The sequence below is a fragment of the Anaerotignum sp. genome (assembly GCF_031981185.1).
Taxonomy (GTDB): Bacteria; Bacillota; Clostridia; order Lachnospirales; family Anaerotignaceae; genus Chakrabartyella.
This window is the reverse complement of record NZ_DALYUL010000007.1, coordinates 135,081-146,941: the sequence shown is the minus strand read 5'-3', so window position 1 is coordinate 146,941 and position 11,861 is coordinate 135,081. Positions and strand designations below refer to the sequence as shown.

Below are 11,861 nucleotides of genomic sequence, written 5' to 3'. Positions count from 1 at the left end.
GATTGAAATGCCATTTGATGAAGATGTATTTAAGTTATTAAAAATCAATACTCTACTTTACCATAAGGAAAACAATGAAGCTTGTTTCATCTTGCAAAAGAATGTTACAACTAATAGCTATGGAGTAGAGAAGTTAATTGTCATTGGCAAAAGCATATCCTGCATCCTAGAGAATAGAACTACAAGCTTTATAGGTGATATTACAGTTTCTAATTTAGTTGCTAAGTTGTTAAATGAAAATTTTATCAATGCAACCAATATCAATAGAAATATTCCTGATTTAATTATTGGATCAGTCACATTAAAAAACAATCCTGTTATTAGTGTTAAGTATGAAAATGTGGATGTTTATACCATGATTAAGGAAATTACTCAGCAGTATGATATAGGATTTCGGATTAACTATGATATTGCAAATAAGAGATATGTATTTGAGTTGTACGAAGGAACAATTCAAACAGATGTAAAGTTTAGCAAAGAATTTAATAACGTACTAGAACAAGAATACTACTTTGATACAACCGCCCATAAGAATACTTGTATTGTAGAGAATGATGAAGGTTCAGCTACAATTGTGAATGATGGCAATAAAGGCTTAGACAGAAAAGAAGCATATATGAAGTTGGATTCTCAAAGTACAGCAACAGCACAGGAGCAAGGTAAAATTTACTTACAACAATTTAAAATATCAGAAACCCTTGATACTGTAATGGATACCAATTCTATACAGTTTTTTTATTTAACTGATTGGAATTTAGGGGATGTAGTAACAACCATTAACAAAAAGTTAGGTGTAACCATTCAGAAAAATGTGGTTGAAATAGAAGAGTTTTATGATACCACAGGTTTGAACTTGGCTGTTACATTTGGGGATTATTTAAGATAAAGGAAGTGATAAAGTGGAAGAAATGAAAGAGTTTAGTTTTCCTTTTGATGCCATAGAGGATGAGCAAGGGGAATTTGATAGGGTATATAGTGCGAAAGATTTTGCGACTTACTTTAAACAGTTTATCTCTAATGGGGTTTATCCTAATCCTTCTAATGGTTTAGATGTTGAAGCACTAACGAGTAATATGGTAGTTACTTTACATAGTGGTAGTGGATATATAAATGGTTATACCTATGTATTACCAGAGGATTTGCCTATTTTTATTTCTCCTAGCCATGCAAGCTATAACAGAAAAGATTCTATTGTACTACAGTGGAATGCAACCACAAGGGCAATGAAAGCAATCTATAAAGAGGGGGTGGCTAGTGCAAATCCACAGGTACCAGCATTAGTGAGAAATGCTGATATTTATGAATTGCAGTTAGCTATTGTTTTGGTTAAGAGTGGCACGCAGAGAATTACACAGGCTGAAATTACATCTAAAAAGTTAGATAGTACAGGTTGTGGTATTGTCCACTCTGTGGTTGACCATGTTGATACAACAGAAATTTTCAAGCAATATGAAACATATCTCAATCAAAAAATTGCTGAATGGAATGCAACGAAAGCCCAACAAAAAGCAGATTGGGAAAATCAAATGGCAACACAGCAGGAGGGCTGGCAAACACAGAGCGATACCCAGCGAAATGAGTTTGACGCCCGTCAAGCTGTTATTCAAGCGTGGTTTGACAAAGTACAAGGCGATATTTCTAAGTTACAAACATTTGATATTAATAATTTATTTTCCTTTGTTGGTTGTACCATGCAAGAAAGAAAAGTAGATGGCAAATACTTCAATACCCTTAAATACACATTGACTGGCACGAAAGTAGCAGAGATGGTGGATGAAAAAACAGGAGAGGATTATGTATCTACACTTAGTATCTACACAGAAGATGGACTAAACATTGAAAAGAAAATTCGGAAAATAGATAAAAAGGTAGCTGAAGGATATGACACAATAATCAGTGAGGTGGTTTAATGGGAATTTTAAGTGGTATGGATATTGAAAGGATACAAAGCGATATTAATGTTAACTTTTACATAAAAGATATACTGGAATCTGGAACTAATGGGGCTGTACTTGGCTCAAATGAGCTGTTCAAAAAAACATTCTCATCTAGAGTTGTATATTCAAATTATAACGTGATGTCATATATGAGACAAGCTATTTTGAACCCTATAATAAGTGATGAATCAAGAGAAGTGTTTAGACAGAATGCTCTGAAGTATGCAGACGTGTGGGGCTCCATATCAGGGCAGTTAATAAGTGCAGTGTCCGCAGTGTTTTGTGCTTTAGGGGAATCTCTGTACAGCGTTAGAGATAAAATAAACCCGAGTTTATTAGCTATAAACTATAAGAATGCTATAGAAACATATGGTATGTTTTATACCCATGTGCTTGTTGTTTATCTTGCTGGGGGAATGAGCAAAACACAACTGCTGAGAGCAAAGCAGGGCTTTGTCGGAGATACACCAGACTCATACTCTCCAGGTTTTTTGGCTACCATGCCAGAGAACTATTTTCAATCTGCCACGAATGAGCATATGTACACTGTGTCAAGTATAACAGGAAGTGGAGATTCAATATCTAAAATAACAATGTTCAAAATAAATGGAACAGCAGGTTCAGCCTATACCTCTGTGTTGGGAGAATCATGGGGAGCAGGTTCAAAAATAAGAGAGATAAGTGATGCTTACTATGGTGCAATGCTAAACAAAAATCTTAAGAAGGCAATGGTATCAAAAAAGAGAGAGTACTTAACTGCCCCAAACACATCATCACAGATGTATGTGATGGACACAGAAGAGACAAAAATATATCAGCCTTCTGCAAAAGAGTTGGGATATACTCTTGTTCTGGCGGCAACACCTTCTATACCACAGTACACTGAGAGTTACTTTGATGATGGCACAGGAAACGGAGTAAACCCGAAAAGATACGTTAAAGTTTCGAATTCAGGGGTGGCATATGCAACAAGAGACTGCGGTATTAATGGGTCTGGAGCAAGAATAAGGTATGGTGCAAATTCAAGTGGTAGCAGATACACACCTGACATATTTATGGATGGTTCGGGAACACTTCATGTGCCAATTATGTTTGAGCTTGATATGCAAGAATGGTATATGTGATATTTTGATAGGAGGAATTTAAATGACTAAGTACGCAATAATTTGCAAAGGGCTGGTAATTGACATACTTTTTGACGGCATGAAACCAGAGTTCCCACCAGACAGCGAAGGAAATGAAGTGTTTGCCGTTGCATGCGGCAGTAGCGTAACAATAGGGATGTATTACTCCAATGGAAAATTTACTGTAGATGAGCCAGTAGATATGCCGTCGAATATTGAGCTTATGCTGATGAAGACTCAAGCAGCAATTTATGAAGAATTACAAGAAAATAGATTGTCTCAAATGAAAGCTAACGCAGATATTTACGAAGCAATTTTATCAAATGGAGGAAATGTATAATGGAAGATACTTATTTTTACTTAGTTTTAGAAAAAGAACGTACATGTGATGAAAATAATAAAGGAGTTAAACTTGTGCCAAGTACATGCAGAGAGACAGTATCTGTGATGCTTTCTGAAAAGGGTTATGACTTAAATGGAAATAAAATTGTGTAATGATATTGAGAATTTTATAAAAAGAGCTGTTTATTTGCAGCTCTATTATTTTTTGAACTAGGAGCTGATGCAATGAATCAAGATGAAATGGCAGTTAGAATTGAAAATGTAGAAACACGGCAAGATAAATTAGAGAAACGTCAGGATAATTTGGAACAGCTTACAAATGCATTTGCCAAAATGGAAACGGAGCAAAGCTATATTAAGAAAGATGTAAGTGAGATTAAGTCTGATGTGAAGATGTTAGCCGATAAACCAGCGAAGAGATGGGAAAGTGTGGTTGAAAAGGCAATTACTGTTGTAGTGGGTGCGGTGGTCGGGTATCTCCTTTCAGGGGGGCGGTTGCCTTGAAGGAAAAACGCAGACGTCTGCGGATTAATGATGATACCATGACAACCATTGTGGTGTCGTCGTTACTTTTCTGCGTAGCGGTGGTTGTGGCGGGGATGGTTTTAGCCTACTTTGGGGTGGATGTTTCCACCATTGTAGGGAATGCATTGACGGTATTTGGTACGGAGTTGGGCATTTGCGGTGTTATGACCATATTCAACCGCTGGGCAGATAGGCAGGACAAGGAAGCGGAGAAGCGGCAGGAAAGACGAATGAGACGGGAGGAATCGGAGAATGAAAGTAAACGAAACGAACAAAGCGCAAGGTGAGTGGTTGGAAGGGGCGGCAATCTTAAGGGAAAGCACAAAGGTAACCATTCAGAATCTTTTGACTGTGAAATCCATCGTTACTATTTTGCTGACGGTGGTATTTGCTTATTTAGCCATTGTTGGCCGGATTAGTGGAGAGCAGTTTTTAACCATATTTAGTGTGGTGATTGCCTTTTACTTTGGCACCCAGTACCAGAAAAATAGCGGAGGTGAGGAATAATGTTGAAGATTAATGTAGTAACAGCGGCAAAAGGCAACTTTGGCAATATGCGCAATATCTCGGCAATTAAGTACATAGTAATTCATTACACTGCCAATGATGGGGATACGGCTGTTGCAAATGCAAATTATTTCAAGAGTAGAATTGTAGAAGCGTCAGCCCACTATTTTGTTGACGATAAGAGCGTTTTTCAAAGTGTGCCTGACAATTTTGTTGCTTGGAGCGTAGGCGGTAATAAATACCCATCATGCGCCACAACGGGCGGCGGAAAATGGTATGGAAAGTGTACCAATAATAATAGTATTTCTATTGAGCTTTGTGATGCTGTAAGAAATGGGAAAAGTGATTTCACCGAAGCAACTATGGCAAATGCTGCTGAATTGGTTCGGTCATTGATGAAAAAATACAATTTGCCGATTGAAAATGTGATAAGGCATTTTGACGTTGTAGGGAAGATATGTCCTAAGCCGTTTGTAGAGGATGAAAAGGCATGGAAAAACTTCAAAGAAAGGTTGGATGATGAAATGGTGGAAAAGGGTAAAATTATTATTGATGGCAAAGAGCAGGAAGTAGATATGATTCGTAAGGATGGGGCTACATATATCAAGACAAGGGACATTGCAGCGGTCTTGGACTTAAAGGTTGGTAATAAGGGTAGCGTGCCAACGCTGGAAAGAAAATAGAGCGTACTAAAAACGTACTATAAATTTTTCAAGCCGTTATTTTTATAAAAGAATAGGGTGGATTTTGCAGTAAATGCAGTAAAAAACACTATAGAAAAGCATGTAAAAAAGTCAGGGTAATTGGGATGAGTAAACATTCATTTTAAATACTAAAATTGAGGTTTAATTTATATAGTTTAATTATTTTTAATGAATAAAAAACGTACCAGGGATGACATTCAAATAACTTTCAATTACAAAAATACGTCTATACTTTTGTAACGTATAAAAATGTGATTGGAGGTTATTTTTTTATGCTTTAACAAACTTTTAGATGAATATTTATTGGAGCTAAAAATATGGAGCAGTCAGAAAGGAGAATAAAAAGCGATAAACAACTGTGCTATATATATTATCAGCGCTGAATTTAAGCAATGTTTATTTAAGTCATTATACAAATAACTTTCAATTACGAAATTCTACATTTTCAGTGTATAAAAATGTGTTTGAGAGTTTTTTATAGAATTTCTGTTAAGACCATATTATGGTTATGTTTACATTCTATTTTACTGTTTAATAGAATATAAAAGTAATATTGCTGCTTTTATTTGCTTTATGATTTTAAATCGGCCTTTGACTAAAATCGCTATATTTAATAAAAAATTAGAAAATATTGTAAGATGTTATTACAAAATATTGGAAAATGTGATATAATGAAGTAGAAAACAAATTAGAAAGGACAGTGCAAAATGAAAGAGCTTTTTGCAGGTTACGCATCGCTCAGCTCGCTGGAAAAAATATATACAGCAACCCTAGTTATTGGTATTATTGTACCTATTTTGGACTTGATAATGGGCGTTCTTTCCATTGGTCTTAGCATGGGTACAGATATTGATTTCGACTTTGATGCTGATATGAATTTTGCAAGCACTTGGTTACCGCTTAGCTCATTAGCCATTTTATCGTTTCTTGTTTTATTTGGAGGCGGAGGTCTTATTTCTCTATTTTTTGTGAGTGAGAAGATTAGCCTAATTATCGCCATTGCAGCGGGGTATTTTTTTGCAGTGATAATGAACAAATTCGTTATTTTACCGCTTAAAAGAAATAGAGTTTCATCTCCCAAGGCTGACGAGATAGTTGGAAAGTCTGCCAGAGTCACCAGTTCTATTATTGAATCCGGATTTGGAGAAATTGTTGTTATTGTAGATAGGATAACTCTAAATTATACGGCTGCTTCAAAGGATAATGAGGCCATTGGCTATGGTGAAACCGTTCAAATATTGGAATTAAAGGAGAATGGTGTTGCAATTGTCTGTAAAGAAAAGAAGGGGGATATTTGATGTTTGATTCATTGCTCTTAACCGTAGGAGCGGTTGTTTTAGGTATTATTTTGATTACATTAGTTATTTTAACTGCATGGAAAAAGGTTCCGGCTGATAAGGCGGCGGTTGTAACGGGGCTTGGAAAGAAAAAAGTGATTACGGCGGGTGGCGTTATTGTTATTCCTGTACTCCAAAGAATTGACTATATTTCATTGCAAAACGTACGTTTTCCAATTGCCATGCAGGATGCAATGACTAGACATGGCGTTCCTATTAATACAGAAGGTATTGTGGTAATTAAAGTGCAAAATACTGAGGAAGCCATTTTAATGGCAATGGAACAGTTTAACGATGTGACGTCTGCGGTTACAAAAGAAAAAATTATTGATACGGCTAAGGATGTTTCAGAAGGTAAGCTTAGAGAAATTATAGCAACCCTTACTGTAGAAGAGATTTATAGTGAAAGAGATAAATTTGCATCAAAAGTTCTTGAAGTAGCAGCGGAGCAGTTAAATGTATTAGGTCTGGAGTTAAAATCTTTCTCTATAAAAGAAATTTCAGATAAGAATGGGTACTTAGAGGCACTGGGTAAACCTCAGATTGCTGGAATAAAAAGAGACGCCCAGATAGCAGAGGCGGAAGCATTAAGAGAAACGCAGATTAAAACTTCTGAGGCTAAAAGACTCGGTGCAGCTGCACAGCTGGAAGCAGATGCAAAGATTGCAGAAGCGCAGAAAGAAGCAGACGTTAAGGTTTTAGATTATGAACAACAGAGACAGCTGGCTAAGGCTAAAACAGATGCATCCTATGAAATTCAACAAAATATCACCAATATGGAAGTTATTAATACTGAAATGGATGCGGCTGTTTTAAAAGAAGAAAGACAGAAATCTGTAAAAGAAGCGGAAATTCAAGTGGAAATTGCTGCTGCAATAAAAAACACCGAACTTGCAGAAAGAAAAGCAGAGCGCAAGCAAAAAGAATTACTTGAAACGGTCGTAAACCCTGCTGCAGCCGAAAAGCAAAAAGCAGAGTTACAAGCAGAGGCCGATAAAATTAAGACTGTTAGGGCTGCAGAGGCCGATGCAGAGGCTAAGAAGTTAAATGCGGAAGCTGAGGCTGCAATGATTCAAAAAACAGGTGAAGCCACAGCCCAGGCGATTAAACTAAGAGGCCTTGCTGAAGCGGAAGCCATGGAAAAGAAGGCAGAGGCATACGCTAAATATGGCAACGCCGCTATTATTGACATAGTAATTGATAAGCTTCCTGAGATCACCAGAGCAATAGCAGAACCAATGAGCAGAATTGATAAGATTACGATTATTGGTGGTGGAGACGGTTCCGGAGGTAGTGCAACAGATGTGACAAAAATGGCGCTTGGAAGTTTAACCGCTATTACGGAAGGCATGAGGGATGTGCTGGGATTTGATATGACAGAGGTCATGAAAGCCAATACTTATGCTGGCAAGACAGATAAGAATATCAACTTTAATCTTGACAAACTTTCAGATAAAGAAAAGGCCGCCGTTATTGCGGAAACAGCAGGAGTACTTAAGGATGATATTTTAGACGGTGAAACTGTTACAGAAGTAGTTATTGAAGATCCGGAAGTATCTGTTGAAATTGTTGAATCGGTGGATTCCATAGAACAGATATCAGAGGGGTCGGAAGAGAATTGAGTATTTATATAGGTTAAGCGAGTTCTTATCTGCTATTTAGATAAATGATTCTTAGTTCTAGTGCCCAATAAATTATAATATCATTTTGATATGCTAACGGCATATGAAGTTTATTTTAAATTTCAATAAGAAATATTCATAAGAAAACCTCTAAACTAGGTAATGCAGAATAAATGCTTAGTTTAGAGGTTCATTTTATTTTCATAGGAAGCAGGTAAGGGCGTAGCGCAAATTTACGACTGTGCCCGTAAAAAGCTAGTTCTATAGTCATCAAATTTCAGATGCTACTAGTTAACCAGTAGTAAAATAGACATCAAACCCGAGAATAAAACAGCCATGATACCACCAAAAACAGAAATAACTGTATCAATTTTCTGCTTATCTTTTACCGTTTTTAGCAAGAAAGAATATAAAAGAATACCGATTAGTCCACCAGATACATTGGTTATTAAGTCCGTAATATCAGTAACACCGATAGAGAGAATATACTGCAAGGTTTCTAAAGCGAAACTTGTTCCCAAAATGATGAGGATTTTACTTCCTAACTTCATTTTTGGAGCCTGCATAGAAAGCAAAACACCAAAAGGTATAAAAATCAGAACATTATCTCTGATCTCCGTAATTTGAAATAGTCCGCCAACAGAATTAGCATAGTGAAAGGGTATCAGGTTGACAAATCTTATAGTATCTATATCGCGCAATGAAAATTGCAGCTTAAATAGTATGATCCATACTAAAATGAATAAATAAAGTATGAATAGCAATGCCCCAAGAGTCTTAACTTTTCTTTTTTTTCCCATTGAAATGTTTTTCCTTTCTGCATGATAGTAGAGTAACTTTTTTATATTACGTCACCCAAAACCAGCATTGGTTCATTATTATTTGAATGCTTCAATAAATTTATTATATCATAGTTGTTTATGATATAATTTTAGATTTTTTTAAGAATTATATAATTTTGTAGTTGATTAGAAGATAACTTTATAAGGTCACCCACATTGAATCAATATTATTTATGGTTTTTGTTTTGCAAAGATGGTTTTGTGCAAGGAAACATATTCTATTCAGATGCATACCTAAAGGCAGAACCAAAAAACGTGGTTCTGCCTTTGTAAGTCAAAAAATTGCATTGAGCTTTTCCAAAGAAATGTTTTTAGCTTTAATAAATAGATTTTTCCTCATCTAGCGGTAAAATATCTGCATGTACGCCTCTTAATTGTGGCGTTATGGCTTGATCTACATGCATATGGCCAAAATACCACTTCTTAAATTTTGGAGAACCTGACATGAGATGGTACCACTCCTGAAGATGTGAGGGCAAATGATAATCCCCATCAATTTGTTTAAAACGAGAAATACATTCTCTGGCGAATAAAGGTGTTTCGTGGGTAATCACATAATCAATGTTGCTATAGTTTTCTAAAAGCTGTTTTCTGCCATATTCGATTTCCTCGGATGAAGGTTCTTCCTCTTTCCACCAGCTTATGCCTTCCTCCCGTCTATCTTTATCAATGGAGCGAGCACCGCCAAAGGTGAAAAAATTGTTTCCATAAATAGAGTAAATTTCACCTCGCATTAAGTGATATACCCGTTCTCCTACCTGGTGGGCTTTTCCGCCATTCCATTGGCAAATCTCCAAACTATTTAGTAAAGCATGATTTTCATGATTTCCATCAATAAAAACAATAGTACCCGGGAAAATTTGCTGTAATGTTTCTATTCCATAAGAATAATCTTCATTCCAAACATAGCCGGCATCACCAGCAATGATTAAAATATCACTATTTTTTAATTCTATTTTTTCAGCAAGGCTAAACAAAGGAAGAAAAGTTCCATGTTTATCTCCTGTAATTAAAATTCTTCCTGACATACACTCCCTCCAAAAGACAATTATTTTTTATAGTAATAGATACCGTTATTTTCTTCACGGTCAATTTTTCCGGTGAAAAATAGGTACTGCAAATGGGAAATGGCTTCACCTGTTGCAAACCATTTTTGAGGTTGGGGAAAATCATCCCAGTCCTTACAGTTTATTTCCCAGGTCATATCTTTTGCAACCATATAGCTTGTTTTCCACTGGTTACCTAAAACTTTCATTACTTCTTCCAATCTTTCTTCGTGATGCTTTTGTAACTCCTTAATCCGCCCATACATATTCTCTATTGGTGTTCCATGGGCCGTGAGCAACAACTGGACATCTAATTTTTCTATTTTAGCAAGGCTATCCAAATAATCCTTTAATGGATTTTCAACGCCCAATTCTATACATATATTTGGCGTGATAGTACCTAAAATATGATCGCCACAAAACAATATCTTTTTCTTTGCATCATACAAACAGGCATGTCCCGGTGTATGACCTGGTGTTAAAACGACCTCAAGCTTATACTCTCCGTATTTTAATACATCGCCCTCTGAAACATATGTAAAATCTACTCTAGCATCATGGCAATATTTTCTGCCTGGATGAATATCTGTATTCCTACCAAATTCCGCTTTAGGAAAGCCGTATTTAATAAATAAATCATCTAACATACGCCAGTAAAGATTTCCTACTTCAAAATTTATCAGTTCGCCATCTGTTTCACTGGCAAAAATGGTGCTCGATTTAGTGGCGAAGTTTGGTACAAGACCACAATGGTCTGAGTGCAAATGGGTGATAAATAAATCTGTATTGACGATTCCAAGCTCTGCAAAGGCTCTCTTTAACGCCTCCTCGCATTCGGGTCTGTTAAAGCCGGTATCTATCAAGAGATTTTTGCTTCCCGTTATAATATAGGCATTGATTTCTCGCAGGGGGTTATTGGGTAATGGTACTACTTTTCTATAGATATGATCAGCTACTTTTGTTAGCATAGTACTACCTCCTAACTCAAACATTTTTTGTAGAAAGATATTCTTTTCATTATATCATACCAATCACCTTCTGCATAGCACTGGTGTCTTATACCGAAGTGTATTGTAGAGGAGTGCCTGCAACTACCTTGGACAGTTTATTGTATATGTTTATGTATTGCAAACCTTCAAACTGAATTGATATAACAACTCAGTTTGAAGGTTTTTTTATAGATATAGTTCAATTCGCCCTAGCCAATTTAATGTTACTTAAGCTTATCTACCATCTTGTACCAATAATGCTTTAAGTTCAGGCGTATCGCCAACTAAACCGATTGCATAAACGGAATAGAATTTATTTGCTTCTGGTTTCACATCAGGCACTGTAAGAACAACATTGTCAGTTCCGGCAACACGAACTTGCAGCGTATAATTCATTGGCATAACATCAATATATTGTGTAAGGTGTTCAAATGGGATATTGCTAAAAAGAACTGTTCCATCTGGCAATGTAATGTCTACTGCGGGGGCATCTGGCGAAAGATGGATAAAGCGTATCATGGCTTTGTCGGGCTTTTTCATTACGTCAGCATCAGAGATGCTACTAAGTTCTATATCGTCTGGATTTCCCAATGCTGCTATGGTCATTACCGTATCTCTATTAACGGTCAGCATATCGGATAAAATAGGAGTATCTTTTTTTCCGGCAGGGTATAGGCTTATTTTGTATTTTCCCTCGGGTACGGACAAATAATCGGTATAGTTACCATAGGCAAGATTACTGACGATTTTCTTATCATTAGCGTATACATCAACATTTGGTGCGCCAGGCACTGTATGAATGACACGTACATAACCCATTGGCATTTGTTGCATTTGTTTTTGATTATATTTATTGTTGGCATACATATTTCATCGCTCCTAAATA

Annotated in this window: 15 protein-coding genes; 11 read left to right on the top strand and 4 right to left on the bottom strand. The window is 36.4% G+C overall.

Annotation, left to right across the window (positions count from 1 at the left end; genetic code table 11):
- The 11 genes from RTK36_RS05940 to RTK36_RS05890 form a co-directional block, all read left to right on the top strand.
- On the top strand, positions 1 to 886 hold an 886-nt coding region (locus tag RTK36_RS05940), incomplete at its 5' end, for a Gp37-like protein (protein WP_312045227.1).
- A gap of 13 nt (positions 887 to 899) precedes the next feature.
- Complete coding sequence (locus tag RTK36_RS05935; protein ID WP_312045225.1) at positions 900 to 1,910, top strand: hypothetical protein; 1,011 nt, start codon at positions 900 to 902, stop codon at positions 1,908 to 1,910.
- A complete protein-coding gene (locus RTK36_RS05930; protein ID WP_312045223.1) occupies positions 1,910 to 3,061 on the top strand; it encodes a hypothetical protein in 1,152 nt (383 codons plus the stop codon). The genes RTK36_RS05935 and RTK36_RS05930 overlap by 1 nt, the downstream gene beginning before the upstream one ends.
- Before the next feature lie 22 nt (positions 3,062 to 3,083).
- Positions 3,084 to 3,401 carry a hypothetical protein gene (locus RTK36_RS05925; RefSeq protein WP_312045221.1) on the top strand — a complete coding sequence of 106 codons (318 nt, stop codon included), beginning with the start codon at positions 3,084 to 3,086 and terminating at the stop codon, positions 3,399 to 3,401.
- On the top strand, positions 3,401 to 3,556 hold the full coding sequence (locus tag RTK36_RS05920; protein ID WP_312045219.1) for a hypothetical protein: 156 nt from the start codon (positions 3,401 to 3,403) through the stop codon (positions 3,554 to 3,556). Before RTK36_RS05925 ends, RTK36_RS05920 begins: the two co-directional genes overlap by 1 nt.
- Before the next feature lie 72 nt (positions 3,557 to 3,628).
- Positions 3,629 to 3,907: a hypothetical protein gene (locus RTK36_RS05915; RefSeq protein ID WP_312045217.1), complete on the top strand. Its 279-nt coding sequence runs from the start codon at positions 3,629 to 3,631 to the stop codon at positions 3,905 to 3,907.
- Entirely contained in the window at positions 3,904 to 4,215 is a 312-nt protein-coding gene (locus RTK36_RS05910; protein WP_312045215.1) for a hypothetical protein, read from the top strand. The genes RTK36_RS05915 and RTK36_RS05910 overlap by 4 nt, the downstream gene beginning before the upstream one ends.
- Positions 4,181 to 4,435, top strand: a complete 255-nt coding sequence (locus RTK36_RS05905; protein WP_312045213.1) for a hypothetical protein — start codon at positions 4,181 to 4,183, stop codon at positions 4,433 to 4,435. Before RTK36_RS05910 ends, RTK36_RS05905 begins: the two co-directional genes overlap by 35 nt.
- Positions 4,435 to 5,118: a peptidoglycan recognition protein family protein gene (locus tag RTK36_RS05900; RefSeq protein WP_312045210.1), complete on the top strand. Its 684-nt coding sequence runs from the start codon at positions 4,435 to 4,437 to the stop codon at positions 5,116 to 5,118. Before RTK36_RS05905 ends, RTK36_RS05900 begins: the two co-directional genes overlap by 1 nt.
- A gap of 728 nt (positions 5,119 to 5,846) precedes the next feature.
- Positions 5,847 to 6,437: a hypothetical protein gene (locus RTK36_RS05895; protein WP_312045208.1), complete on the top strand. Its 591-nt coding sequence runs from the start codon at positions 5,847 to 5,849 to the stop codon at positions 6,435 to 6,437.
- A complete protein-coding gene (locus tag RTK36_RS05890) occupies positions 6,437 to 8,098 on the top strand; it encodes a flotillin family protein (protein WP_312045206.1) in 1,662 nt (553 codons plus the stop codon). Before RTK36_RS05895 ends, RTK36_RS05890 begins: the two co-directional genes overlap by 1 nt.
- Positions 8,099 to 8,385: 287 nt before the next feature.
- Here RTK36_RS05890 and RTK36_RS05885 read toward each other — a convergent pair whose 3' ends face one another.
- The 4 genes from RTK36_RS05885 to RTK36_RS05870 form a co-directional block, all read right to left on the bottom strand.
- A complete protein-coding gene (locus RTK36_RS05885) occupies positions 8,386 to 8,898 on the bottom strand; it encodes a VanZ family protein (protein WP_312045204.1) in 513 nt (170 codons plus the stop codon).
- Positions 8,899 to 9,257: 359 nt separating this feature from the next.
- Complete coding sequence (locus RTK36_RS05880; RefSeq protein WP_312045202.1) at positions 9,258 to 9,968, bottom strand: metallophosphoesterase; 711 nt, start codon at positions 9,966 to 9,968, stop codon at positions 9,258 to 9,260.
- A 20-nt stretch (positions 9,969 to 9,988) separates the two neighbouring features.
- Positions 9,989 to 10,954, bottom strand: a complete 966-nt coding sequence (locus tag RTK36_RS05875) for an MBL fold metallo-hydrolase (protein WP_312045200.1) — start codon at positions 10,952 to 10,954, stop codon at positions 9,989 to 9,991.
- Positions 10,955 to 11,209: 255 nt separating this feature from the next.
- Positions 11,210 to 11,842 (bottom strand): DUF4397 domain-containing protein, encoded by a 633-nt coding sequence (locus tag RTK36_RS05870; RefSeq protein WP_312045198.1) that lies wholly within the window; start codon positions 11,840 to 11,842, stop codon positions 11,210 to 11,212.
- Positions 11,843 to 11,861 lie beyond the last annotated feature (19 nt).